The following is a 24,393-nucleotide window of genomic DNA, read 5'->3' as shown; positions in this document are numbered from 1 at the left end:
TCGGGTGCCACATTGTCAGGTGTCTACAGGCCGAAGCACCGTAGATTGACGCTGGCTGATCGCGGAAAAGACATTCGCGGGCCGGTAGGGGCCGATGAATTAGTGAAAGAGAGCGTAATCAAAGGTGGCTGACGGCGGGGGGAATGGCGTCACGCGGCGACTCGTCATTGTCGAGTCGCCGACCAAGGCGCGCAAATTAGCCGGCTACCTGGGCGCGAATTACATCGTTGAGTCGTCCCGGGGCCACATTCGTGACCTCCCGCGCGCAGCGGCCGACGTGCCCGCGAAATACAAGTCGCAGCCCTGGGCCCGACTCGGGGTCAATGTCGACGAGGACTTCGAGCCGCTCTACATCATCAGCCCGGACAAAAAGAGCACGGTCACCGAACTCAAGGGCCTGCTCAAAGACGTGGACGAACTCTATCTGGCCACTGATGGTGACCGCGAAGGCGAAGCGATCGCCTGGCACCTGCTGGAGACCCTCAAGCCGCGCATTCCGATCAAGCGCATGGTGTTCCACGAGATCACCGAGCAGGCGATCCTGGAAGCGGCTGCCAACCCGCGCGACTTGGACATCGACCTGGTCGACGCCCAGGAAACCCGCCGCATCCTGGACCGGCTGTACGGCTACGAGGTCAGCCCGGTGCTGTGGAAGAAGGTTGCCCCCAAGCTGTCCGCGGGACGGGTCCAATCGGTGGCCACCCGCATCATCGTCCAGCGTGAACGCGACCGGATGGCGTTCCGCAGCGCCGCCTACTGGGACGTGGTGGCCGAACTCGACGCCAGCGTGTCCGACCCCAACGCGCAGCCGCCGAGGTTCGCGGCCCGACTGACCACCGTCGACGGTCTGCGGGTCGCGACCGGACGCGATTTCGACTCGCTGGGCACTTTGCGCGGAGGCAGCGGAGCGGCCGAAAAAATTGTTGTTCTCGACGAGTCCAGCGCCGGTGCGCTGGCCACCGGCCTGCGCGGATCGCAGCTGACCGTCGGATCGGTCGAGGAAAAGCCCTACACCCGTCGCCCGTATCCGCCGTTCATGACCTCGACGTTGCAGCAGGAGGCGGGCCGCAAGCTGCGGTTTTCCGCCGAGCGCACGATGAGCATCGCCCAGCGGCTGTACGAGAACGGCTACATCACCTACATGCGTACCGACTCGACCACGCTGTCGCAGTCGGCGATCAACGCGGCCCGCACGCAGGCCCGTCAGCTCTACGGCGAGGAGTACGTCTACCCGACGGCGCGCCAGTACACCCGCAAGGTGAAGAACGCGCAGGAAGCGCACGAAGCGATCCGGCCGGCGGGGGAAACCTTCGCCACCCCCGACGGAGTGCGGCGCGAGCTCGACGGCGACGAGTTTCGGCTCTACGAGCTGATCTGGCAGCGTACGGTCGCGTCGCAGATGGCCGACGCCCGCGGCACCACGCTCAGCCTGCGGATCAACGGCAGAGTTGAGGGCACCCAGACAAGAGAAGTGCAGTTCAGCGCCAGCGGCCGCACGCTGGTCTTCCCGGGGTTCCTGAAGGCCTACGTGGAAACAGTGGACGACCAGGCCGGTGGTGAAGCCGACGACGCCGAGAGCCGGCTGCCGCAGCTGACCCAGGGCCAGCGCGTGGATGCCACCGAGCTGACCCCGGACGGCCACTCGACGAATCCGCCAGCCCGCTACACCGAGGCGTCGCTGATCAAGGCGCTGGAAGAACTCGGCATCGGACGGCCGTCGACGTACTCGTCGATCATCAAGACGATCCAGGACCGTGGTTACGTCCACAAGAAGGGCAGCGCGCTGGTCCCGTCGTGGGTGGCGTTCGCTGTCACGGGTTTGCTGGAGCAGCATTTCGGGCGTCTGGTGGACTACGGATTCACCGCCGCGATGGAAGACGAACTCGACGCGATCGCCTCAGGCACCGAGCGGCGCAGCAACTGGCTGAACAACTTCTACTTCGGCGGCGACCACGGCGTGGCCGACTCGATCGCGCGCTCCGGTGGCCTGAAGAGGCTCGTCGGCGTCAACCTCGAAGGCATCGACGCCCGAGAAGTCAACTCCATCAAGCTTTTTGACGACGCCGAGGGCCGCGCGGTCAACGTGCGGGTCGGCAGGAACGGTCCGTACCTCGAGCGGATGGTCATCGGCGACGACGGCGAACCGACGCCGCAGCGGGCCAACCTGCACGACTCACTGACGCCCGACGAGCTGACTGTCGACGTCGCCGAGGAGTTGTTCGCGACGCCGCAGGAAGGCCGCTCGCTCGGGGTCGATCCGGGGTCCGGGCACGAGATCGTCGCCAAGGACGGCCGCTACGGCCCGTACGTCACCGAGGTGCTGCCCAAGCCGGACGATGACGACGGCACCGCCGGGCAACCGGCGAAGAAGGGAAAAAAGCCCACCGGACCCAAGCCGCGCACCGGATCGCTGCTGCGCAGCATGGACCTGCAAACGGTGACACTCGAGGACGCGCTCAAGCTGTTGTCCCTGCCGCGGTTGGTCGGCGTCGACCCCGATGCAGGCGAGGAGATCACCGCGCAGAACGGCCGCTACGGCCCATACCTCAAGCGCGGCACCGACTCTCGCTCACTGGCCACCGAAGACCAGATCTTCGACGTCACCCTCGAAGAGGCGTTGAAGCTCTACGCCGAGCCCAAGCGGCGCGGACGGCAGGGCGCTGCCGCGCCGCCGCTGCGCGAACTGGGTACCGACCCGGCGTCTGGGCAGTCGATGGTGATCAAGGACGGCCGCTTCGGCCCCTACGTCACAGACGGTGAGACCAACGCGAGCCTGCGCAAGGGCGACGACGTGCTGTCGATCACCGACGCGCGCGCGTCGGAGTTGCTAGCGGATCGGCGGGCCCGGGGCCCGGTGAACAAAACGGCCAAGAAGGCTGCAGCCAAGAAGCCGCCGGCGAAGAAAGCCGCGAAGAAATCGCCGGCCAAGAAGGCGGCAAAGCGCAGCTAGCGGCCTGTTTTCAGAATTCTCGGCAGAAACTGAAAATTAAAGGGTGATTCTCAGCCAGTTCTCAGGTACAGTGTCCGTACACACGTCGTGAAACCGTCACGCGTCCGGTAGGGAGAATCATGCGACCCGCTGTCCGATACTGCATCACCGCTGGTGTTGCGCTCGGTGGCGTCAGCATTCTGATCGCCGCCCCGTCGTCGCCTCCGCTGCGCGATGTCGAGGTGCCCGCGATGCAACTCTCCAACAACTCGCACGAGAACCCCGACGCGAACAGCCCCTCTTTCGCGGACCTCTTGCAGACCATGGGCGGGGTGGAAACCCCAGTCGTGGTGCAGAACATCACCGAGTCCGACGCCGGGGTGCTCGCAGGCGGTCAGCCGGCCAGCGTGCCGGGTCTCAGCGACCTGCTGAACCTGGGCAACGATCCGGTCGGCACCCCGGACCCGCAGGGCAAGTCGTTCATCGACATCGGGCCGCTGCTACCCGGCGACCTCACACTCGCGCCGCCTGCCGGCCGCTAGCCACTCGCTTCGCTCGAAATCTCTTCCGGCGCGGCCAAATTGAGTGGCCGGGCCAACTGCGTCGGCGAGATTCGGCCGCGCAGCCCCACCACTTCAGCCACGTCCCAGCACAGCGCTTCGGCATCCAGGGCCCCACTGACGGCGACCGCTGACGCCAACACATGGCCGTCCTCGAGCTTGGCCAACTCGGTGAGCCGCGCCGCCTCGTTGACCGGGTCGCCGATCACGGTGTATTCGAAGCGGGCCAGTGCGCCGATGTGTCCGGCGATGGCGCGGCCCGAAGACACCCCGATGCCGAATTCCGCCGAGCCAATCACCGGCAGCAGTTCGTCGTGCAATTCGCGGGCCGCGGCCAGCGCACCGCCGGACGCGTCCGGGTGTTCGATCGGCGCGCCGAAGATGGCGAGCGCCGCGTCGCCCTGGAATTTGTTGACGAATCCGCCGTGCCGACCGACCGTGTCCACCACGACCCGGAAGAACTCGTTGAGCATGCTGACCACCTCGGCCGGCGGCCTGGTCGACGCCAGCTTGGTCGAGCCGACCAGGTCGACGAACAGCACCGCGACATCGCGCTCCTGCCCGCCCAGTTCGGTGCCGCGCTCCAACGCCCGCCGTGCGACGTCCTCGCCCACGTAGCGACCGAACAGGTCGCGCAGCCGCTGCCGCTCGGACAGGTCGCGGACCATGTCGTTGAAGCCGGCCTGCAGCAGGCCCAGCTCGCTGGCGTCGTAGATCTGCATGTGCGCGTTGTAGTTACCGCGCTGCACCTCACCCAGCGCCCAGCGCAGCTGGCGCAGCGGGTCGGCGATCGACATCGCCACCAGCAGCGTGCTGGCCACCCCGATGCCCAGCGCCAGTAACGCCAGCAGCAGGATCGGGTTCAACAGCTTCTCCGGCGGCCCGTGCAGATACTCCGCCTTGTCGGCCACCACGGCCAGCACGATCGCCAGCAGCGGCACGCCGGTGGACAGCGCCCAGGCCAGCATCTGGCGGCCGATCACCCCGGAGGCCCGGATATTCTCCGGTAGCCCGCCGCGCAGGGCCGCGACGGCGACCGGGCGCAGCACCCGTTCGGACTGTAGGTAGCCGATGATCGCGGTGGCGGTCGCGCCCAGCGCGGTGGCCACGGCCACCACCGGCGCCGCGTGATGGGCGACCGGCCAGCTGGTGACGATGAAGACCGTGCCGCCGACCAGCCAGGACGCCAGGTTGATCACCGTGCGATAGAACGGCGTCCGCAGCGCCCGGCTACGGGCCAGCTCGGTTGCGGCCGGGTCCGTGTCGGCCAGCAGGGCGTCGCGCCGCTGCCACCGGAACACCGGCACCAGGGAACGCGCGCTTATCGCCGTTCCGAGGATGAACAGCACCGCGATCGACCCGGCGAAGGTTGCCAGGTTGAGCGCCGGCAGTCGCTGAAGTTCGATGCGGTCTTCGGGGGGCAGTCCGTACCGCAGGAAGCCCAGCACCAGAAGCGCGCCGATGATGTCGGCTTGCAGTTGGCTGAGCATGAACACCGGCCATGGCGTGCGCACCAACCACTGGAGGAATCCGCTGATTCGTCCAGGAAGGGTCACCGGGGTGCTCACCTGCCCACCGTATCGGTCGGCGGGGACCTAGAAGTAGCCGAAAGGGCAGTATGCGATGCCCGATCGGGCGGGACCGTCACCGGCTGCCACTACTCTTGCCGGTGATGTCACGGGTATTCGCGCGCCTGGTCGGCCAGCAGTCGGTGGAGGCCGACCTGGTGGCTGCCGCTGGGGCCGCGCGCGGTGATACGACTCACAGTTCCGCGATGACACACGCCTGGCTGATCACCGGCCCGCCCGGCTCAGGGCGCTCGGTGGCCGCGCTGTGCTTCGCGGCGGCCCTGCAGTGCACGTCGGATCGGGTTCCGGGCTGTGGTGAGTGCCGGTCCTGCACGACGACGATGGCCGGCACCCACGGCGACGTGCGCCGCGTCATTCCCGAGGGACTGTCCATCGGTGTCGACGAGATGCGTGCGATCGTCCAGGTTGCGTCACGGCGGCCCAGCACTGGGCGCTGGCAGATCGTTGTGGTCGAGGACGCCGACCGGCTCACCGAGGGCGCGGCGAACGCGTTGCTGAAGGTGGTCGAGGAACCGCCGCCCCGCACCGTTTTCCTGCTGTGCGCGCCATCGGTCGATCCCGAAGACATCGCGATCACTCTGCGGTCCCGCTGCCGGCACGTCGCGTTGGTGACGCCGCCGCCGGATGCCATCGCGCAGGTTCTGATCGACAGCGACGGGCTGTCGGCCGAGACCGCGACGTGGGCGGCGTCGGTCAGCGGCGGCCACGTCGGCCGCGCCCGGCGGCTGGCCACCGATCCGGAGGCGCGGGATCGGCGGATGCAGGCGTTGGGCCTGGCCCGCGATGCCGCGACCCGGTCGAAGGCCTTCGCCGCGGCCGAGGCGCTGGTGTCCGCCGCCGAGTCCGAGGCGACGGGTCTGACCGCCGATCGCGACGAGGCCGAAACGGAGGAGCTGCGCACCGCGCTAGGTGCAGGAGGCACCGGTAAGGGCACGGCCGGCGCATTGCGCGGGTCCGCGGGTGCGATCAAAGACCTTGAGCGACGGCAGAAGTCGCGCCAGACCCGGGCGTCGCGTGACGCGCTGGATCGTGCGCTGATCGACCTGGCGACCTACTTCCGCGACGCGCTGCTGGTCGCGGCGAACGCGCCGGGTCCGCGTGCCAACCATCCCGACATGGAGCAGCAGATCGCGGCGATGGCCGCGCACGTGCCGGCGGATCGGTTGCTGCGCTGCATCGAATCCGTACTCGAGTGCCGCGAGGCGCTGGCCATCAACGTCAAACCCAAGTTCGCCGTCGACGCGATGGTCGCCACCATCGGCCAGCAACTGCGCCACTGAGCGGACTTGGCGTTTTGGGGGCTCAAGCAGCCCTGCCGTAGACTCGTCCCGCCCTACAGGGCGCGCCACCTTAGCTCAGTCGGTAGAGCAGCTCACTCGTAATGAGCAGGTCAGGAGTTCGATTCTCCTAGGTGGCTCCGTCTTCTGGCCGCGAGCGTAACGCCGCGGCGAAAATGCGGGCTCGGGATCACCCTGGCGTTACTTTCGCGATCCGGAGCTCAGCGTGGCAGCACATACCCCACCGGCCCGGCCGCGAGGCACACGCTCAGCGCGGCGGTGTTGGCCCGAACCCGAATGGTGTTGCCGGCGCCGGGCAGTCGCACGAACACCCGGTTGAGCCCAGGATGCACCGGAACCCGGGTGTTCGTCCCGTCTGACAGCGCCAGCGTCATCGAACCGTCGCTGTTGGCCAGATAGTTGACCTCGGCGGCCCAATCCGTCGGCAGCAGGGGGCCGTCGAGGCCGATCTCGATCGGGTGGTCGGGCTGCACCAGATACCCGCATTGCGGGACCGGGCCGGGTCTCATCGCGCGCACCCAGGTCACCTGCGCGTCGACCAGCCGGCCCTGGGCATTGAGCATTCTCAATTGTGTTGTCGTCGAGCCGAATTCGGGCCGGTCATGGATGAGTGCGAACAGGTGGCCGGCCAGGTTCTCCGGCCAGGCCACCCGTCCGAGCACCAGCGGATCGACCTCCTGGTCGAGAAGTGGCGCGCTCGATGTCGCATGCGCGGTCGCCAGATCTCGGCGGGCATTCTGCAGATAGGCTTGAGCTGGGTAGTCCCGCCAGGACGTCAGGAAGGTCGCCGTCGAGTAGCAACTGCTCGCCACGAAGGCCACCGCGGCGGCGGTCGTGACTGCCGTGCGCCGCGGAGACGCGTCCGGTCGGCGTGCCGACGGACGGTCGGGCGCGCAGAAGCCGACCGCGGCCAGCAAGGCCAGCACCACCACGAGATCGGATAAATATCGCAAGGTTTGGGCCAACTCCAGCGCCGTGAAGCGCGACGAGCGCATCAAGTAGATCGGGACCTGGCAGGCGACCACGTATCCGGCGGCGGTCAGCCACACCGGCACGATGCGCTGCTTGCGAACCAACGACAGCGCCAGCATCGCGGCCAGCACCAGCCAGCCCAACACCATGACCGACGCCGGCGGGGTCGCCCACGGCGAGGCCGGCGCCCACCTGCCCCACTGCCAGGGTCCTCCCGCTAAGCCTGGGACAATCCCATGAGTGATGGAGCGGCGCAACAGATCCCACGTCATCATCAGGTCAGTGCTCCACCGGCGCTGATTGACCACGGCCAGGTAGACGGCGACCCAGGCGGCGGTCAGCGACAACGACAGAGTCCACAGTCGGGCGCCGTCGCGCCACACTTTCGACAGCGGTGCCCGTTCGCCGCGAACGTAGCTCAGCAGCGCGGTGACCGCGAACGCGACGAAAGGGATCACCGCGGACTTCTCGAAGAACAGCAACCCGCCGAGGTAGACCAGCGTTCCGGTGCGGGCGTACCGCTGATTGCCGGTGCGCACCAACAGGATTGCGTCGGTGCATACCCAGGCCAGCGCGGCCAGCATCGGCAGCGAGTTCAACGCCGCGGCCCACCACGCAAACCCCGGCACACCCAGCGGGGTGAACAGCGCGAAGGTCAGCGGCACCAGCAGCACCGGACGCCAGCCCAGGATCACGAACAACGCACGCACTAATGTCAGCGAGGCCAGCAGCTGCAACACCACGAGGCTGATGGCGGGCCCGATCCAGTTCAACGGCGCCACGCGGGTGATAGCCCCGGCGACGAGGAACGCGGCCGGCATGACGTGCCCGTCGTGGTCGTCGAACAGAAATGACGGCGACAGCAGGCCGTGCGTGCCGGCGCGGCTGACCAGAATGAAGTCGTCCCAGTAGAAGTAGCCGCGAAACGCCAGCATCCCGCGAACCACCAGCTGGATCGCGATGAGGAGCGCAGCGGCCAGCGCCACCATCGGTAGCCGGCGGGCCCGTCGGTATGGTGAGCCGGTGCGTGCACTGGTCACCGGGGCTGCCGGGTTCATCGGATCGACGCTAGTCGACCGGCTGCTGAGCGACGGGCACACCGTCGCCGGCCTGGACAATTACGCCTCCGGGCGAGCCACCAACCTCGAGCACGTCGCCGATACCGCCGCGTTCAGCTTTGTCGAGGCCGACATCGTCACCGCGGATCTGCGAACGATCTTCCACGAGCATCGTCCGGAGGTGGTGTTCCACCTGGCCGCGCAGATCGACGTTCGGCACTCGGTCGCTGACCCCCAATTCGACGCATCGGTCAACGTGATCGGGACCGTGCGACTCGCCGACGCGGCGCGGCAGACCGGTGTACGCAAGGTGGTGCACACATCGTCGGGCGGGTCGATCTACGGGACACCGCCGACCTACCCGACCAGCGAGGCCGTGCCTACCGACCCGGCATCGCCGTATGCCGCGGGCAAGGTGGCCGGCGAAATCTACCTCAACACGTTCCGGCACCTTTACGGCCTGGACTGCTCGCACATCGCACCGGCCAATGTCTATGGGCCTCGACAAGATCCTCACGGCGAGGCCGGCGTGGTGGCGATCTTTGCGCTGGCGCTGCTGTCCGGTAAGCCCACCAAGGTGTTCGGCGACGGATCCAATACCCGCGACTACGTGTTCGTCGAGGACGTGGTCGATGCGTTTGTGAAAGCCTCCGGCCCGGACGGTGGCGGGCAGCGATTCAATGTCGGTACCGGCGTGGAAACCTCGGACCGTCAACTGCATTCGGCCGTCGCCGCCGTTGTCGGTGGCCCCGACGACCCGGAATTCCATCCGCCCCGGCTTGGTGACCTGAAACGGTCCTGCCTCGACATCGGTTCAGCTGCAAAGGTTTTGGGCTGGCGACCGCAAGTCTCGCTGGATGACGGCGTGGCGCGAACGGTGGACTACTTCCGTCAGACCCACTCGTCCCGCTAGCGCGGTTCCGGCGGCTGAGCGCGCTCGAGCGCGATCGCGCGAGCCAGTTGGGCGTAACGCAATTCGAGGTCTTTGAAACGCAGGTAGGTGCTCAGCGTGCTGAAGCTGAACCCGACGATCAATGCGTACAGCATCAGGTCGGTGCCGCGGGCCACCCCCAGCCAATGCGCTACCACCGTGGTGTCGTTGGGCCGCAGCACCGCGTACACGCCGGCCAGCACGAACAACACAAAGCCGACCTTGACCCAGGCCTGCGATTGAGCGCTGCGCCGGGAGCGCAGCAGGTAGACCACCAGCGCGACAATCGAGGCAATCAGCAGACCCTGAATCCAGTTCACCGCGACATCCTTCCTCGCAGAAAACCGTCAACGACGATGTTGACCCCGTTGAGCAATGGCTGCCCCTTGGCCGAGGAGTACTCGGTGTAGAGCACTTCGACGGGTTGTTCGACCACCCGCCAACGGTTTTCGTCGATCAGCATGATGAATTCTACTGCGTGGCTCATCCCGTTCATGGTGAGGTCGAGCCGATCCGCGACGGTCTTGTTGAACACCCGTAAGCCGTTGTTGCTATCGGTCAGGCCCAGCCGTCGGCCACGCGGGCTCAGCCGCGCGGCCGTCTGCAGCACAACACGTTTCAGGAGCGGCGGCCGGCTGACGCCCGGGCCGAATCGGGTGCCGATGACGATGTCGGCGGCATCGGGGGTCAACCGGTCGATCATCGCGACCACATCGGCGACGCGGTGCTGACCGTCGGCGTCGAAGGTGGCAAAGACCTGGGCCCCGGGTCGGCTGCGGGCGTACTCGACGCCGGTCTGGATAGCCGCCCCTTGGCCGAGGTTCACCGGGTGTCGCACCAGATGCGCCCCAGCCCGCAAGGCGATGTCGCCGGTGTCGTCGGCGCTGCCGTCGTCGACACACACCACGTTCGGGAAAACCGACCGCAGCTCACCGATCACGTCGCCGATGATGCCCGCTTCGTTGAAGGCGGGCACCACGATCCAGACGTCACGCGTTTCACTGGGCATATCAAGCCCACAAGGTACACGCAGATCAGCGGCCCAGACGAGCAAGCGCGACCAGATGGACGCCGATGCCGACCAGCGGGCCGCACAGCAGTGCGACCACGGTGCGGGTCTGCAGCGGCAGCGGCAACAGCAACAGCAACGTCGCCGCGACCGTCGCGCACACCCAGCCCAGCGCGTAGGCCCGGTGCAGCGCGGCCGCGACCGTCGCGGCGCCGGTGAGCGTCAGCATCGCGATCGCCACCGCCGCCGCGGTCAGCCAGGCCAGCAGCGGGCCCGCCGCGTGATAGTCCGGCCCGAACCCCGCCCGCAGCAGCCACGGCCCGAGCAGGCCGGCGGCCATCACCCCGGCCACGCCGATCACGCCGACCAGGGCGGCGGGTGCGAGCAGGGCCCGGAGCCGGGCCGTTCGCTGGTCGACGAAGTGCGCGATCAGATTCCCCTGCATGGCGGTCAGCGGTACCAGCAGCGGGGCGCGGGTCAATGTGACCGCCAGGATAACCACCCCGCCCTGGGCGCCGAGCCCATCCGACGGCACATCCGGGGACGTGACTTTCAGCAGCACCGGGAAACCCATCACCAGAATCGCGCTGGCTCCGGCAGCGGTGACCGAATGCGCCGCGCCGCGTAGAAAGGTCGCCATGCCGCCCGGTGTCAGCAGCCGGGCCGCCGCCCGTGTCGACGGAGAAGCGCCGGTCATGATCAGCCAGGCCAGCGCGCCCCCGACGGTGGCCCACAGGAATCCGACCAGGCCCCAGCCGATCACAACGGTGGCCGCAGCGACGGCCACCCGGATGACGGCGTCGGTCACCATCAGCGCGCCGTACTGCGTCCAACGGTTGGTGCCGGCCAGCATGCCCAGCAACGTGGCATGCAAACAGAAGCCCGCCAGCCCCACGCTGAGCAGACCCACCGAAAGCCAGTGGGCCTGCGCGAACACCCGGCCGCTCCACAGCGGCGAGCTGCCGGCGATCACGACGGCGGCCCCGAGCCCCACCACGGCCGCCACCTTCAGCGGATGCGTGCGTGCATCCGGCAGCACCTCGGCGTAGCCGGCGTAGCGAACTTCGCGGGTGGTCTCCTGCAGTAGACCGTTGGCTGCCCCGGTGACCAGCCCGAACGCCCCCCAGAAAACCGCGAAGACCGAGAATCCGGCCGGCGCCAGGTCGCGGGCGGCGAGGTACACCACCGCGTAGCCGCAGACCGCGGTCACTGCGGTCGCGGCGCCCACGCGGGCCATGCTGCTGCGGGCGATCGGGCCGGCGAACGCTCCGACGCCAGGGCTGCCGCCCACTTCGGTCACTGTTTCACCAGGGTGCGGCCGCGTTGACGGGTTTGCAAGCGGAGTGGGATCGCTGCCGGTGGGTGTGGAACCGGGCCGTGGAGCGTCTCAACGAGATTGGTGAGTGGGTTCGCGACAACACCTTGACCGAGTGGCGTGGCGAGCATGACTGGCTGCGTGAGGGTTCGGTGGTGGCTCAACAGCAGATGTTGCGCAACTTTCGGGCCGAGAAGCTCGCCCGGAAGCGGCAGGACACTGCGCGTAAGTGGGCCACCAAAGTCGTTGCCAACCATGGAATGTGCAGCGGTTGCGGTGCGAGAGCCAAGTCCCGCTTGCTGCTGTCGGAACGGGCTTTCGTCTGCGAATTCTGTGCTGTGATCCAGGATCGCGACCGAAATGCTGCCAGAGTCATTCTGGACAGGGCTGGTCTCAACCCTGCCGGTGCTGACGCTGTAAGACATTCGGACCTCCTCGAGGTGCCGGTGCTGGCTGAGCCGGGAATCCCCGCCATTTTGGGCGAGGAGGACGTCAAGGATTGAAACTACTCACAGCCGCCGCTGCCCTCCGCATGCCGCGACGTCAGCGACCTGACAGACTGCTGGAGGAGGGGAGTATTCCTCGGCCTCGGAGTCGTCATCACGTCGCCCGTCATCGGGTGACCGGCCCGCGGGCCGTCGCGGTAGCAAGCCGCGGCGGTGGAAGAGACCTCTGGTTGTCAACGACCGGAGGTATCCCCCATGCACGTCTCCCTGCTGGAGTGGTTCGTCACCCTGGGCGTGACCATCGGGGTGCTGCTGTTCGACGTGGTGGTGATGGCGCGTCGGTCAGGGGAGCCGAGGATGGGCCGCTCCGCGTTCGGCTTGTCCGCCTACATCGGGATGGCGGTCTGCTTCGGAATCTGGACGTGGTTCTTTCATGGGCGGCCGTTCGCGATCCAGTTCTTCGCCGGCTGGCTCACCGAGTACAGTCTGTCGGTCGACAACCTGTTCATCTTCGTCATCATCATGGCGAGTTTCGGCGTGCCCCGGGTCTATCAGCGGGAGGCCCTCTTCATCGGCATCGTGATCGCGCTGATTTTCCGCGGCGTCTTCATCGCCCTGGGAGCCGCCGCCATTCAGCGGTTCACCTGGGTCTTCTACATTTTCGGCGCGTTCCTGGTGTACACCGCGGTGCGACTGGCGCGCGGGGCGACACACGACGCCGACAGCGAGAACGGGTTGGTCCGGTTTGCCCGCAACCATCTGAGCGTCACCGACGACTGGCACGGCCGCAAGCTCGTCGTCAAGGAGGGGTCGGGGCGGTCGATCACGCCGATGGCTCTGGTCGTTCTCGCTCTCGGCGCCACCGATCTGGTCTTCGCTCTGGATTCCATCCCAGCGATCTACGGGTTGACGTCAGAGCCGTATTTGGTGTTGGCCGCCAACGTTTTTGCGCTGATGGGCTTGCGGCAGCTGTACTTCATCGTCGAGGGCCTGCTGCAGCGCCTGGTCTATCTGTCCAAAGGGCTCGCCGTGATCCTGGTGTTCATCGGCGTCAAGCTGATCCTGCACGCGCTGCGCGAGAACGACCTGCCATTCATCAACGGCGGCAAGCACATTGACGTCCCGGAGATAACGACGCCGGTCAGTCTCGCGGTGATCGCAGCGACCCTGGTGGTTGCCGCTTTCGCCAGCATCGTCGCGACCCGAGGTGACGAGCCGCGAGCACCGCGCTGAGCCACATCGGTCACTTCGGCACCTGAGTCTGCCGACGTCCTCTGCGCGGAATCTTGACCACCGGCGATATCACCGCGGCCACGCGATATCGCGGGTGGTCACAAAACGGAAAAAGGATGCCGCCTCCGATGGCGCCTACCAGCGCTGCCGGCTGGGCCAGCGCGCCGATCAGGCTTCGATCTGGGCGGCGATGCGTTGCTCGATACCGGCTCGCGTGTTGGCCGGCAACGCAATCAGCCCGTCGAGTTCGCGGCCCGCCCGGGTATAGGCGCTCTGCCGCTCCTGCGGGGAGGCAGCCTCGTCCTGGGCCAGCCGCAGCAGGTTCTGGGCTCGTGCCAGCCGCTGTTGCTCGTCGTCGGAGAAGTCGCTGCGCCGCCGGCGAATCGCCTCGGTTTCGGCAACCTCGAACGCGCTGACGTACTCGTGCACGGCGTCGCGGTATTCGAGTTGCGCGGGCCGATCGCTGAGCACATCGTCAGGCCGTTCCGGACGCAGCAGGTCGGCTCGCTGCCTGGCCTTATGGAATGCGACGGTCAGCGCATTGCGCATGTCGGTCATCAGCGGAAAGTCGAGCAACCGGGCGATGTCGACCTCGTAGTCCAGCCATCGGGCGTCGGTCCGGTCATGCGCGGCAAGGAGTTTGACGATCTCACGCCGCTGGTTGTCCTCGTTGCCCCGCCCGCGCCCGGACGCTTCGGCGATGGCGACCTTGGCCTGGTGCTTGATCCGATACCGTTCGAGCCGTCGTTCGGCCCGGCGCTCGTTCGCCGCGGCGACGGCGCGCACGGCGCCGAAGACGGTCCCGCTGAGCGGGAAGAGCAGCCACCAGAAGTTCGCGGCGAAATGAAGCGGGCCCACCTAGCCAGGATGCCACCGCGGGACTGCGGCTTCGACCCCAAAGCGTTCGCTCAGAGCCGAACGCTTCCGGCTCAGTGGCCCTCTTTTTTGAATCGTTCGATCGAACGCAGCACCTCGGCCTCGGCCTCCTCGCGGCCCACCCAGTCGGCCGCCTTGACGAACTTGTTTGGCTCGAGCGCCTTGTACTGCGAGAAGAAGTGCTTGATCTCGTCAAGCTCGTTCTGCGGGACGTCACCGATGTCCCCGATGTGGTCCCAGCGGTGGTCCTTGGCGGGCACGCACAGCACCTTGTCGTCGCCGCCGGCCTCGTCGGTCATCCGGAACATGGCGACCGGACGGGCCTTGACCACAACTCCCGGGAAGACGGACTGGGGCAGCAACACCAGAGCGTCCAGCGGGTCGCCGTCTTCGCCCAGGGTGTCCTCGATGAAGCCGTAGTCCGTCGGATAAACCATGGACGTGTAGAGGTAGCGGTCGAGAAAAATCCGGCCGGTCTCGTGGTCGACCTCGTACTTGTTGCGCTGACCCTTGGGGATCTCGACGATCACGTCGAATTGCACCGGTCTGGCTCCTTCGCCTGAGAAATGTTGCTTGGCGTTGATCGTAGGGCTCCCGCACCGCATCCGTCCGCGGGGGTTTGGCGCACAATGGGCGCAAAGAAGGCAGGAGGGCCATGCGTCCCACTCAGTGGCGTACGTCTACCCATCTGATCGTGGCAACCAGTGTGCTGGCGATCGTTGCTGCCCTGGTGGCTGCCGCCGCACTGCTCACCAGCAACGGCGGCGGTGCCAGCGCGCACGTTCCGCCACCGCCGCCGGCCATAACGGCCAAGCCGGGCCTCATCCCGGTCGCGGCCAACGAGCCGATTCCCAGCCCCACGGCGCTGGCGGAGGCGCTGGCGCTGGCGGCGGCCGATCCGAACCTGGGCAAGCTGGGCGCGCGCGTCACCGACGCGCTGACCGGCCAGCAACTGTGGCAGCAGTCCGACGACGTGCTGCTGCAGCCGGCGTCGACGAACAAGACGCTGACCAGCGCCGCCGCGCTTTTGGCGCTGGACCGCGACGCGCGGGTTACCACCCGCGTCGTCGCCGCCGACAAGCCGGAGGCCGCCGGAGTCATCGTGCTGGTCGGTGGCGGCGATCCGACGCTGTCCGGCGCGGCGCCCGGGCAGGACACCTGGTACCACGGCGCAGCCCGGCTCAGCGATCTCGCCGACCAGGTCCGTCGCAGCGGCGTGACCCCGACCGCCATCCAGGTCAACACCTCGCTGTTCAGCGGTCCTACGTTCGCTCCGGGCTGGGATCCAGCCGACATCGAGGGCGGCGACATCGCGCCGATCGAGTCGGTGATGCTCGACGCCGGGCGGATTCAGCCGGCCACCGACGAGTCGCGGCGATCGACCACGCCCGCCCTGGACGCGGGACACGCCCTGGCCGCAGCATTGGGGGTCGACCCGCAGCGGGTGACCGTCACCAGCCAGCCAGTGGACTCCGGCGCGCGACAACTGGCCGCGGTTCAGTCGGCTCCGCTGATCGACCGGCTCAACGAGATGATGAACGTCTCCGACAACGTGATGGCGGAATGCATCGCGCGTGAGGTGGCCGCGGCCATGCAGCGGCCGCTGAGCTTCACCGGAGCCGTCGCTGCGGTGACCAATCGGCTCAGCACCGCGCACATCGACACCGGCGGCGCGATGTTGCAGGACTCCAGCGGGTTGTCCGTCGAGGATCGCCTGACCGCCAAAACCCTCGACTCCGTAGTGCAGGCGGCAGCCGGCCCGGATGAGCCGACGCTGCGACCGTTGCTGGACCTCCTACCGATCGCGGGTGGCAGCGGCACGCTGTCGGATCGCTTCATCGACGGGACTCCGGCGGGCTCCGGTCCTGCCGGCTGGTTACGCGCCAAAACTGGTTCGCTGACCGCTATCAACGCGTTAGCTGGGGTGGTGACCGATCGCAGCGGAAGGGTGCTGAGCTTCGCGCTGATCTCCAACGACGCCGGGCAATCCGGCCGCACGGCGATCGATGCGGTCGCCGTCGCACTGTGGTCATGCGGATGCGTCACATGACCGCCTCGGCTGACCTCACCATCGGGCGCACCGTCGACTGGCGGTTCGCGGCGACGGTCGGGCGGAGGCTGGCCCGCCCAGGTCCGCCGTCCACCGACTACACCCGCCGCCAGGCGATCGAAAACCTTTCCACCGCAGCCAAAGCGGCCGAACCGCCGGTGCGCGACGTCACCGGCCTGCACACCAACGCGGTAGTGCCCGAGGCGCGCATCGTCGACCGGCCCGGCTGGATCGGGGCGGCGGCAGAGTCGATGCGGGTGATGACCGGCGGAACCGACAAGCCGCGCGGCGTGATCAGCGGGCGTCTCGCCGGCGCGCAGACCGGCGCCGTGCTGGCGTTCGTTGCCACCGGGATTCTCGGTCAGTACGACCCGTTCACCGACGCCGGCACGCTGCTGCTGGTGTACCCCAACGTCATCGCGGTCGAGCGTCAATTACGTTTGGACCCTGCCGATTTCCGGCTGTGGGTCTGTCTGCACGAGGTCACCCACCGGGTGCAGTTCACCGCCAACCCGTGGTTGTCGGGGTACATGTCGCAGGCGCTCGGAGTGCTGACCACCGATCGCAGCGAGGACATGGCGCAGGTGGTGGGCCGGTTGGCCGAATTCGTCCGCAGTCGCGGCGACTTGTCGCAGTCCAACCCGAACTCGGCCGGCATCCTCGGATTGTTGCGCGCCGTTCAGTCCGAGCCACAGCGCGAGGCGCTGGATCAGCTGCTGGTGCTCGGCACCCTGCTGGAGGGCCATGCCGATCATGTGATGGATGCCGTTGGGCCCGTTGTGGTTCCGACGGTAGCCACCATCCGTGCCCGCTTCGACGAGCGACGGACCCGTAAACAGCCACCGCTGCAGCGGCTACTGCGTGCGCTGCTGGGTATCGACGCCAAATTGAGCCAATACACCCGGGGCAAGGCGTTCGTCGACCACGTGGTCGACCGCGTTGGAATGGCCCGCTTCAACACCGTCTGGACCAGTCCGGACACGCTGCCCCGGCCGATCGAGATCGAATACCCGCAACGATGGATCGACCGGGTGCTGTAGCCGAACTCCGCGCAGCGGTGGCGGCGTTCGCAACGGAACATCTCGGCACCGCCGAGAGTTGGTGCGTCGCGCTTTCCGGTGGCCCAGACTCGTTGGCGCTCATCGGGATTGCCGCGTCGCTGCGACCAACCACGGCGCTGATCGTCGACCACGGACTGCAGCCCGGCTCGGCGGCGGTGGCAGCCACCGCTCAACAGCAGGCTGAGCAACTGGGATGCGTTGAGGCGCAGGTTCTTTGCGTGGAGGTTGACGGCGAAGGTGGTCCGGAGGCCGCTGCGCGCGCCGCTCGATACCGCGCACTGGCCGACGCCCGCGGAGACCGGCCGGTGTTGCTGGCGCACACGCTCGACGACCAAGCCGAAACCGTGCTGCTCGGATTGGGCCGCGGGTCCGGTGCGCGGTCGATCGCCGGCATGCGTCCCAACGACCCGCCCTGGTGCCGGCCGCTGCTGGGGGTGCGGCGCGAGGTCACCCACGCCGCGTGCGCGGAGTTGGGCTTGACCGCCTGGCATGACCCGCACAACGGCGATCGGCGCTTCACCCGCAGCCGGCTGCGCCTTGAGGTGCTGCCGTTGCTGGAGGAGGTTCTCGGTGGGGGAGTGGCCGAGGCGCTGGCACGCACCGCGACCGCGCTTCGCGCCGACACCGAGTTGATCGACTCGCTGATCGAGCAGGCGATGTGCACCGCCGCGACCGCCGACGGACTCGACGCCCGGGTGTTGACGGCGCTACCCGACCCGGTTCGCCGCGGCGTCATTCGCGGCTGGCTGATTGCCGGAGGCGCGATCGGGTTGACCGACAAGCAGATTCGCGGCGTGGACACGCTGGTGACCGCCTGGCGTGGCCAGGGTGGAGTCGCAGTCGGGTCCGCGTTGCGCAGGCAACGGCTGGTCGCCGGGCGAAGCAACGGCCTGCTGACGCTGCGTCGGGAGCAGGTCTAGCCGGGACGGGTTGGCAGCCCAAGCTGGCCACCATTGGTCTCCAGCGCCCAGGCATGGCACGCTGTGCTCGTGGCGGCGGACTCACCGGAGCTGTACGCAGGGGACATCAAATCAGTCCTGCTGCGCGAAGATCAGATCCAGGCCCGCATCGCGGAGCTCGGAGCTCAGATCGGTGAGGACTACCGCGCGCGCGCCGGTGTCGACGGATACGACCTGTTGCTGGTCACCGTGCTCAAAGGCGCGGTCATGTTCGTCACCGACCTGGCCCGCGCGATTCCACTGCCCAACCAGTTCGAGTTCATGGCGGTCAGCTCCTACGGATCCTCGACATCCTCCTCAGGCGTGGTGCGGATCCTCAAGGACCTCGATCGCGACATCAACGACCGCGACGTGCTCATCGTCGAGGACGTGGTCGACTCCGGGCTGACGCTGTCGTGGCTGTTGCGCAATTTGGCCACCCGCCGTCCCCACTCACTGCGGGTGTGCACGCTGCTGCGTAAACCGGACGCGTTGCGCGCCAACGCCGACATCGCCTACGTCGGCTTCGACATCCCCAACGAGTTCGTGGTGGGTTACGGACTGGACTACGACGAGCGCTACCGCGATCTGCCCTACATCGGCACCCTGGACCCACGGGTCTACCAGGACTAGTGGCGATCGCAAGGCCGGCGAAGCCGGTCGCCGCGGGTCGCCACCAGAATGGGAGCGTGTCGCGCGTCGAGTGTGCATACACGGCGTTCTGGAGCGCCGAGTGAGCGATCAGGGCGGTGCCGCCCGGCGTGTCGCCGCCCTCAGTGCACGCTGAATGCCACTGAAGCACAGTCGAACGAAGTCGCTAGCGCAGTTCCCAGACCGCGGTCACCGAGAAGCTCACTGTCTGCTGGCCGGGCTCCAGCGGAACAGCGGCCTCCATGCCGCTCCGGGGCGCCGGAGCCGGCCTGGCAGCGCCGCCGGAGGTCTCCGAGATCGAGATGACCTTGCCCAGCCCGAGACCGGACAGCTGCGCGTACTGCGCGGCCCGGTCTTTGGCGTCTTGAAACGCGCGTGCCCGAGCGTCTTTCACCAGCTGCGAGTCGTCGGCGATCGAGTAGCTGACCGAGTCGATCCGGGTCGCATCGCCGCCGGTGCCGACGATGACCGCCAACAGTCGCGACGCCGTGCCGGCCGGGTGGATCTTGACCCGGATCGAGTTGGCGGCGCGGAAGCCGGTGACGACGGCACCCGCGGTGTCGTACTGCGGCTGCAGGCTGACGTCGGTGGTGCTGATGTCCTTGCGGTCCACGCCTGCGTTGGCCAGGGCGTCGATCACCGCCTGCTGGCGGGCGTTGGTCTGGTCCATCGCCACGGTGACGTCGCGGGCGGTGAACTCGATACCGACATCGGCGGTGAGCGTGTCGGGGACGCCTTGCACGTGGCCGGAGCCGACAACCGTCACCTGGCGTGAATTCTCGCCCAGCTTTTCGGGGGCGGCGTGGTCGCACGCGGCGGCGGTCGCGGCCAGGCCAACCGCGAGCACGATGCGTAACGCCAGGGTGGCGCGCTGAGTGATGGGCATGCGTGGCACCCTAGTTGTCCTCGGAAGCGTGGATCGTCGGGATGGGTGGTACGTCTGTCCGCCTTGGTGACGTCCAGATGAATGCGCAAACGGCAAGCTGCCGTCTTGTCAGCAGCCAAAGATCTTCATAAGCGTCGTGTCGGTCGCTGAACTGATCGGCGGGTTGCGATCAGCCGAGCGTCGCGACGTATGGCGGTCGTTGGCGTCCTTTCGCGCTGAACCCGCGACCGAGATCATCGCACGCCGCGCGGGCGACATGATGCGCAGATATCGCCGCAGCCACAACGGGATCGGACTCGGCGACTACCTCGTGGCGGCAACGGCGGACGTCAAGGGACTTGAGCTGGCAACCCTCAATGTGCACCATTTCCCCATGTTCGAAGATCTGCAGCCACCGTTTGCGAACAAGTCTGTCTAGCGCCGCCAGCGACGGGTGCCGACGACACGGAACGTTGTTATGAGCTGGACGCACCCTCACCTCGGCGTCAGCCGCGGGCCGTCGCACCCTTCTCGGCATCGCCGTTGAGGGCGCTGTGCCGGCGGCCCCACGCCAGGTAGAACACGAGCGCCACCGCGACCCAGGCGCTGAACGCCACCCACGTATACCAGTGCAGGCTGAACAGGATGTAGGCGCACGCCGCGATGGACAAAATGGGCGTCACCGGATAGCCGGGCACCCTGAAGCCGCGAGGTAGGTCGGGCTCCTGGATGCGCAGCACGATCACGCCCGCGGACACCACGATGAACGCGGTCAACGTGCCGATCGACACGATTTCGGCCAACCGTTCCAGGGGGACCAGCGCGGCCAGCACAGCCACCGCCATTGCCACGATCAGGGTGTTGCGCACCGGCGTCATGGTGCGGGGGTTCACCTTCGCGAATGTCGCCGGCAGCAGCCCGTCGCGGCCCATCGTGAACAGGATGCGGGTCTGACCGTACAGCGTCACCAGGGTGACAGAGAAGATCGAGATCACCGCGCCCGCAGCGACAATCGTGCTTCCCGCGGTGTTGCCGGTGATGTGATCCAGGATCACCGCCAGCACCGCCTCTTCACCCTTGAAGTCCTGCCATCGCTGCGCTCCGAGGGCGGCGACGGAGACGAGCACATGGATCGAGGTCACGATCAGCAGCGCGGCGATGATCGCGCGAGGCATCGTGTGCTGCGGGTCTTTGACCTCGTCGCCGGCGGTGGACACCGCGTCGAGACCGATGTACGCGAAGAAGATCGTGCCCGACGCCAGGCTGATGCCGGAGACGCCGAACGGGGCCAGGTCCTTGAAGTTGCCGGCATTGAACGCGGTAAAGGCAACGGCTGAGAAGAGCACCAGCACACTGAGTTTGATCATCACCATGACGGCGTTGGCCTTGGCGGAAGTGCTGGAGCCGCGGATCAACAGCAGCGCGCACATTGCCACCAGGACAATCGCGGGCAGGTTCACCAGGCCGTGCTGGGGATCCCACGGCGCCGCCGAAATAGCTTGTGGCAGAACGAATCCGAAGACGTTGTCGAGCAGCTTGTTGAGGTATTGGCTCCAGCCGACGGCCACCGCAGCGGTTGACACCCCGTACTCGAGCAACAGGCAGGCCGCGACCCCCATCGCGGCGAATTCGCCGAGCGTGGCGTAGGCATATGAGTAGGCCGATCCCGAGACGGGTACCGCCGAGGCAAGTTCGGCGTAGCAGATCGCCGCCAGCCCCGCCGCGAGGCCGGCGATGAGGAACGAGATGACGACCGCCGGCCCGGCTTGCGGCACCGACTGCGACAGCACGATGAAAATGCCGGACCCGACCGTCTCGCCGACACCGAACATCGTCAGCAAGAAGACGCCGAGAGTGCGTTGCAGTTGATCGGAGGCCCCCACGGCGACCGGCGCGCCGCTGACCGGGCGGCGCCGCAGCATCTGCTGCGGCACGCTCAGTGCCGACGCGGGCATGGCGCCTCCTCACGGGCATCTGTGGTCGCCACGCCGGGACGGTCGGCTGCTGTGGCTGACAGCTGCTTCACGGGGTGCTCATTCGTGATGAGCTGGTCAGCTCGCACCAAGATATACCAGCGCTGGGGTCGCGGACGCGCTGATGATGGAATACGTGTCCGAAAGAGTGTGTTTCGCCGTCAATCTGTTGAATCATTCAATGGCTCAACATTATTCGGGCCGCGATACGGTGAAAATGCATCTGGCGATGTACGCCTACGGTGTGACCAGTATCTTGCAGTGACGCTCGGGGTCAGCGAGATCATCGAACGCGGCCCCGACGTCCTCGAGGCCGACGGCGCCGGTGATCATCGGACTGACGTCGATGTCGCCCTCGGCGATCGCTCGCAGCGAGTCGGCGAATTCTGCTGGGTCGTAGGCGAGGACGAACTGAACGCTGATCTCCTTGGCGATAGCGAAGAACGGGTGCACGGTGTCGGCTTGCATGCAGACGCCCACCACGACCAGCCGCGTGCCGTGCCGAGCGCGGCGCATCACATCGTCGATGATTCCGGGAACGCCGACCGCGTCGAACACCACCGCCGGATTTGCGGCGTCGAACGGCGAGCCCTGCGCGGGATCAACGGTCTGATACGCACCCATGCCAGCGGCGAGTTCACGGCGCTTCGGTGAAAAGTCCGATGCCACAACGGCCTCGACTCCGCGGGCACGCAATGCGGCGACGACCGCGATACCGATCGGGCCGCAGCCGAGCACCAGCGCGGCCTCACCGGGCTGTATCCCGGACCTGTTCACCGCATGCAGCCCGACCGCCATCGGCTCGGCGAGCGAAGCGTGTTGCGGATCAAGGCCATTCGGAATGGGCAGCAGCAGGGGCGCCGAAAGCAGCATTCGTTCGGCGTAACCGCCCACCGTCGTGTTGCTGTAGACGATCGCTTCGACTTCGACGCCCGAGAGCAGCACCGGGATCGACGTGACAAGAGTTCCCGCCGGGTGCGTGTCGGTACCGGGGCCGGGTTCTAGTATCTCCGCGCTGAACTCGTGGCCCATGAAGACGTCGCGGCTCAGGTCGACGTTCATGCCGCCGGCCTCGCTCGACATTTCGCTGCTCAGCGACAGCACCTCGGCGCCATGCGAGGCGAAATGAAGGTCGGAGCCACAGATTCCGCAGGAGCGCACCGCCACCAGCACCTGGCCGGGCCCCGGCACCGGGTCGGCAAGGTCGTCGCGATACACCATGCGGCCGTCCCGCAGCACCGAGGCGCGCATCAGCGGCTTTGCGACTGGTGTTCGCAGACGTGCTCGGCGATGGCCCGCGCGACTACGCGGTCCATGTCGTATTCCAGTGCGACCCTAGGGGATTCGCCGGTCGGATGAAACGGGGTGACGAAGACTCCGAAGTTCAGTGGACGGTTCATGACCGTTCGGCGCCGGTCTTCAGACTCGACAAGAAGTCGAGCAGCAATTCGTTGACTTGGTCCGGCTTCTCCTGTTGAAGCCAGTGTCCGGCGCCCTCGATCAGCACCTCGCGGTAGCGGCCGCTCACCAATTCGGGCGCCCGGTCGGGACGCATGAAGCTCAGCACCGGGTCTGCGGTGCCACCGATGAACATGGTCGGCACGTCGATGGTGGCGGCCGGCGCGTCGGCCAGTAACTCCCAGTTGCGGTCCAGGTTTCGGTACCAGTTCAGTCCACCGGTGAAGCCGGTGCGGGTGAACTCGTCGACGTAGTGGTCGAGCTCATCCGAGGTGATCCAGGCCGGCAGGCCGTCAGTCTCCGGCAGGCGCTCGATGAAACCGGCGGGGCCCGGTGCGATCATCCGCAACGCGGCCACTGGATCCTCGGACCGTGTCAGTCCACCCAGCATCCGGGTGATGGTCCGGCGCGGGTCGGCGCCCAACTCGGCGTCGGCCGGTCCGGGCTTTTGGAAATAGATCATGTAGAAGAAGTTGTCGCCGAAGATCGTGCGGAACGCGGTCGTCGGCGCTACCTGCGATCGCGGCACCGGCGGAACGCTCATGCCGACGACGGCGGCGACCCGCGCAGGGTGCAGTTGCGCCGAGCCCCACACCACCGGGGCGCCCCAGTCGTGGCCGACGAGGACCGCTTTGTCGGCGCCGACGTCGTCCAGCAGGCCGATCAGGTCGCCGGAAAGGGCGGCGACGTTGTAATCGGTGATGTCACCTGGGCTGGTGCTGCGTCCGTAACCGCGCTGATCGGGCGCCAGCACGTGGTAGCCGGCAGCGGCCAGCGCCGGTATCTGGTGCCGCCAGGAGTAGGCAAGTTCGGGGAAGCCGTGAGCCAGCACAACCAGCGGCGCACCGGGCTCTCCCGCTTCGAGGGTGTGCAACTGCACGCCGTTGGTTTCGATGGTTCGTTCGGTGATGGGCTGACGGTCAGACACAGGTTCACCAAAGCACACGGCTGCCCCGGCTCGTCAGGGGTCGGGAACTTCTATTCGTTGTTCATAACCGAGGCGATCACCGTGTCAAACGGTGGTGACCCGCTGCGCCCGACCTACAGCCGAGCTGGCGATCACCACGGGCAAACGGTGGTGACCCGCTGCGCCCGGCCTACACTGGCGATCACCACGGTCAAACGGTGGTGACCCGCTGCGCCCGACCTGCGGTCGGACCGGCGATCACCAGTGGCGGTAG

21 protein-coding genes, 1 tRNA gene and 2 pseudogenes are annotated in these 24,393 nt (G+C 67.3%); 12 read left to right on the top strand and 12 right to left on the bottom strand.

The window, feature by feature from the left end; all coding sequences use genetic code 11:
• Positions 1-124: 124 nt before the first annotated feature.
• Together topA and ACQY5A_RS06280 are read left to right on the top strand one after the other, a co-directional pair.
• Positions 125-2,950, top strand: coding sequence for a type I DNA topoisomerase (gene topA / locus ACQY5A_RS06285; protein WP_428339532.1), 2,826 nt, complete (start codon positions 125-127; stop codon positions 2,948-2,950).
• A gap of 119 nt (positions 2,951-3,069) precedes the next feature.
• Positions 3,070-3,471 carry a hypothetical protein gene (locus ACQY5A_RS06280; protein WP_428339531.1) on the top strand — a complete coding sequence of 134 codons (402 nt, stop codon included), beginning with the start codon at positions 3,070-3,072 and terminating at the stop codon, positions 3,469-3,471.
• On the opposite strand, the gene ACQY5A_RS06275 is transcribed toward ACQY5A_RS06280, so the two are convergent.
• Positions 3,468-5,057, bottom strand: coding sequence for an adenylate/guanylate cyclase domain-containing protein (locus ACQY5A_RS06275; protein WP_428339530.1), 1,590 nt, complete (start codon positions 5,055-5,057; stop codon positions 3,468-3,470). The genes ACQY5A_RS06280 and ACQY5A_RS06275 overlap by 4 nt on opposite strands.
• Before the next feature lie 104 nt (positions 5,058-5,161).
• Between ACQY5A_RS06275 and ACQY5A_RS06270 the strand changes: the two genes are divergently transcribed.
• Both ACQY5A_RS06270 and ACQY5A_RS06265 read left to right on the top strand, forming a co-directional pair.
• Complete coding sequence (locus ACQY5A_RS06270; RefSeq protein WP_428339529.1) at positions 5,162-6,358, top strand: DNA polymerase III subunit delta'; 1,197 nt, start codon at positions 5,162-5,164, stop codon at positions 6,356-6,358.
• Positions 6,359-6,422: 64 nt separating this feature from the next.
• A tRNA-Thr gene (locus tag ACQY5A_RS06265) sits at positions 6,423-6,495 on the top strand.
• An 81-nt stretch (positions 6,496-6,576) separates the two neighbouring features.
• Here the strand turns inward: ACQY5A_RS06265 and ACQY5A_RS06260 are convergent.
• Entirely contained in the window at positions 6,577-8,406 is a 1,830-nt protein-coding gene (locus ACQY5A_RS06260; protein WP_428339528.1) for a hypothetical protein, read from the bottom strand.
• Here ACQY5A_RS06260 and ACQY5A_RS06255 point away from each other — a divergent pair.
• Entirely contained in the window at positions 8,372-9,319 is a 948-nt protein-coding gene (locus tag ACQY5A_RS06255; RefSeq protein WP_428339527.1) for an NAD-dependent epimerase/dehydratase family protein, read from the top strand. The two genes, ACQY5A_RS06260 and ACQY5A_RS06255, sit on opposite strands and share 35 nt — an antisense overlap.
• Here the strand turns inward: ACQY5A_RS06255 and ACQY5A_RS06250 are convergent.
• Genes ACQY5A_RS06250 through ACQY5A_RS06240 form a run of 3 tightly spaced genes read right to left on the bottom strand, consistent with a single transcriptional unit; the run spans position 9,316 to position 11,583 of the window.
• Positions 9,316-9,657, bottom strand: a complete 342-nt coding sequence (locus ACQY5A_RS06250) for a DUF2304 domain-containing protein (protein WP_428339526.1) — start codon at positions 9,655-9,657, stop codon at positions 9,316-9,318. The two genes, ACQY5A_RS06255 and ACQY5A_RS06250, sit on opposite strands and share 4 nt — an antisense overlap.
• Positions 9,654-10,346, bottom strand: a complete 693-nt coding sequence (locus tag ACQY5A_RS06245) for a glycosyltransferase family 2 protein (protein WP_428339525.1) — start codon at positions 10,344-10,346, stop codon at positions 9,654-9,656. Before ACQY5A_RS06245 ends, ACQY5A_RS06250 begins: the two co-directional genes overlap by 4 nt.
• A 25-nt stretch (positions 10,347-10,371) precedes the next feature.
• A complete protein-coding gene (locus ACQY5A_RS06240; RefSeq protein ID WP_428339918.1) occupies positions 10,372-11,583 on the bottom strand; it encodes a hypothetical protein in 1,212 nt (403 codons plus the stop codon).
• Positions 11,584-11,669: 86 nt separating this feature from the next.
• Between ACQY5A_RS06240 and ACQY5A_RS06235 the strand changes: the two genes are divergently transcribed.
• Entirely contained in the window at positions 11,670-12,164 is a 495-nt protein-coding gene (locus ACQY5A_RS06235) for a hypothetical protein (protein WP_428339524.1), read from the top strand.
• A gap of 198 nt (positions 12,165-12,362) precedes the next feature.
• Positions 12,363-13,340, top strand: a complete 978-nt coding sequence (locus ACQY5A_RS06230) for a TerC family protein (RefSeq protein WP_428339523.1) — start codon at positions 12,363-12,365, stop codon at positions 13,338-13,340.
• Between the two features lie 168 nt (positions 13,341-13,508).
• Here ACQY5A_RS06230 and ACQY5A_RS06225 read toward each other — a convergent pair whose 3' ends face one another.
• Positions 13,509-14,198, bottom strand: coding sequence for a hypothetical protein (locus ACQY5A_RS06225; RefSeq protein WP_428339522.1), 690 nt, complete (start codon positions 14,196-14,198; stop codon positions 13,509-13,511).
• A 71-nt stretch (positions 14,199-14,269) separates the two neighbouring features.
• Positions 14,270-14,758 carry an inorganic diphosphatase gene (locus ACQY5A_RS06220; RefSeq protein WP_428339521.1) on the bottom strand — a complete coding sequence of 163 codons (489 nt, stop codon included), beginning with the start codon at positions 14,756-14,758 and terminating at the stop codon, positions 14,270-14,272.
• Positions 14,759-14,871: 113 nt separating this feature from the next.
• On the opposite strand from ACQY5A_RS06220, the gene dacB reads away from it, so the two are divergent.
• Genes dacB through hpt form a run of 4 tightly spaced genes read left to right on the top strand, consistent with a single transcriptional unit; the run spans position 14,872 to position 18,898 of the window.
• On the top strand, positions 14,872-16,266 hold the full coding sequence (dacB, locus tag ACQY5A_RS06215; RefSeq protein WP_428339520.1) for a D-alanyl-D-alanine carboxypeptidase/D-alanyl-D-alanine endopeptidase: 1,395 nt from the start codon (positions 14,872-14,874) through the stop codon (positions 16,264-16,266).
• Entirely contained in the window at positions 16,263-17,306 is a 1,044-nt protein-coding gene (locus tag ACQY5A_RS06210; protein WP_428339519.1) for a zinc-dependent metalloprotease, read from the top strand. The genes dacB and ACQY5A_RS06210 overlap by 4 nt, the downstream gene beginning before the upstream one ends.
• Positions 17,285-18,247 carry a tRNA lysidine(34) synthetase TilS gene (gene tilS / locus ACQY5A_RS06205; RefSeq protein ID WP_428339518.1) on the top strand — a complete coding sequence of 321 codons (963 nt, stop codon included), beginning with the start codon at positions 17,285-17,287 and terminating at the stop codon, positions 18,245-18,247. Before ACQY5A_RS06210 ends, tilS begins: the two co-directional genes overlap by 22 nt.
• Positions 18,248-18,280: 33 nt before the next feature.
• Positions 18,281-18,898, top strand: a complete 618-nt coding sequence (gene hpt / locus ACQY5A_RS06200) for a hypoxanthine phosphoribosyltransferase (protein WP_428339517.1) — start codon at positions 18,281-18,283, stop codon at positions 18,896-18,898.
• A gap of 184 nt (positions 18,899-19,082) precedes the next feature.
• On the opposite strand, the gene ACQY5A_RS06195 is transcribed toward hpt, so the two are convergent.
• Complete coding sequence (locus tag ACQY5A_RS06195; protein WP_428339516.1) at positions 19,083-19,802, bottom strand: SIMPL domain-containing protein; 720 nt, start codon at positions 19,800-19,802, stop codon at positions 19,083-19,085.
• Positions 19,803-19,929: 127 nt separating this feature from the next.
• Here ACQY5A_RS06195 and ACQY5A_RS06190 point away from each other — a divergent pair.
• A pseudogene (locus ACQY5A_RS06190) lies at positions 19,930-20,220 on the top strand (type II toxin-antitoxin system VapC family toxin); the annotation flags it as partial.
• A gap of 67 nt (positions 20,221-20,287) precedes the next feature.
• Here the strand turns inward: ACQY5A_RS06190 and ACQY5A_RS06185 are convergent.
• From ACQY5A_RS06185 to ACQY5A_RS06170, 4 genes and pseudogenes are all read right to left on the bottom strand, one after another.
• Positions 20,288-21,736 (bottom strand): APC family permease, encoded by a 1,449-nt coding sequence (locus tag ACQY5A_RS06185; RefSeq protein ID WP_428339515.1) that lies wholly within the window; start codon positions 21,734-21,736, stop codon positions 20,288-20,290.
• A gap of 255 nt (positions 21,737-21,991) precedes the next feature.
• Positions 21,992-23,005: a zinc-binding dehydrogenase gene (locus ACQY5A_RS06180; RefSeq protein WP_428339514.1), complete on the bottom strand. Its 1,014-nt coding sequence runs from the start codon at positions 23,003-23,005 to the stop codon at positions 21,992-21,994.
• A 47-nt stretch (positions 23,006-23,052) separates the two neighbouring features.
• A pseudogene (locus ACQY5A_RS06175) lies at positions 23,053-23,154 on the bottom strand (hypothetical protein); the annotation flags it as partial.
• The gene (locus ACQY5A_RS06170; protein WP_428339513.1) at positions 23,151-24,140 is read right to left on the bottom strand and encodes an alpha/beta fold hydrolase; all 990 of its coding nucleotides are present in this window, start codon (positions 24,138-24,140) and stop codon (positions 23,151-23,153) included. The gene ACQY5A_RS06170 and the pseudogene ACQY5A_RS06175, both read right to left, overlap by 4 nt.
• Positions 24,141-24,393 lie beyond the last annotated feature (253 nt).

The organism is Mycobacterium sp. (assembly GCF_965277065.1).
Lineage (GTDB): Bacteria > Actinomycetota > Actinomycetes > Mycobacteriales > Mycobacteriaceae > Mycobacterium.
Note: the sequence above shows the minus strand (reverse complement) of the source record. Positions and strands in the feature narration are given on the sequence as shown.

What these genes read in the sequence shown, in the direction of transcription:
- tilS (WP_428339518.1), top strand. Translation starts at nt 17,285, where the DNA reads ATGGATCGACCGGGTGCTGTAGCCGAACTCCGCGCAGCGGTGGCGGCG.
- ACQY5A_RS06270 (WP_428339529.1), top strand. Translation starts at nt 5,162, where the DNA reads ATGTCACGGGTATTCGCGCGCCTGGTCGGCCAGCAGTCGGTGGAGGCC.
- ACQY5A_RS06280 (WP_428339531.1), top strand. Translation starts at nt 3,070, where the DNA reads ATGCGACCCGCTGTCCGATACTGCATCACCGCTGGTGTTGCGCTCGGT.
- ACQY5A_RS06230 (WP_428339523.1), top strand. Translation starts at nt 12,363, where the DNA reads ATGCACGTCTCCCTGCTGGAGTGGTTCGTCACCCTGGGCGTGACCATC.
- ACQY5A_RS06185 (WP_428339515.1), bottom strand. Translation starts at nt 21,736, where the DNA reads ATGCCCGCGTCGGCACTGAGCGTGCCGCAGCAGATGCTGCGGCGCCGC.
- ACQY5A_RS06195 (WP_428339516.1), bottom strand. Translation starts at nt 19,802, where the DNA reads ATGCCCATCACTCAGCGCGCCACCCTGGCGTTACGCATCGTGCTCGCG.
- dacB (WP_428339520.1), top strand. Translation starts at nt 14,872, where the DNA reads ATGCGTCCCACTCAGTGGCGTACGTCTACCCATCTGATCGTGGCAACC.
- ACQY5A_RS06260 (WP_428339528.1), bottom strand. Translation starts at nt 8,406, where the DNA reads ATGAACCCGGCAGCCCCGGTGACCAGTGCACGCACCGGCTCACCATAC.
- ACQY5A_RS06240 (WP_428339918.1), bottom strand. Translation starts at nt 11,583, where the DNA reads ATGGCCCGCGTGGGCGCCGCGACCGCAGTGACCGCGGTCTGCGGCTAC.
- ACQY5A_RS06245 (WP_428339525.1), bottom strand. Translation starts at nt 10,346, where the DNA reads ATGCCCAGTGAAACGCGTGACGTCTGGATCGTGGTGCCCGCCTTCAAC.
- ACQY5A_RS06210 (WP_428339519.1), top strand. Translation starts at nt 16,263, where the DNA reads ATGACCGCCTCGGCTGACCTCACCATCGGGCGCACCGTCGACTGGCGG.
- ACQY5A_RS06180 (WP_428339514.1), bottom strand. Translation starts at nt 23,005, where the DNA reads ATGCGCGCCTCGGTGCTGCGGGACGGCCGCATGGTGTATCGCGACGAC.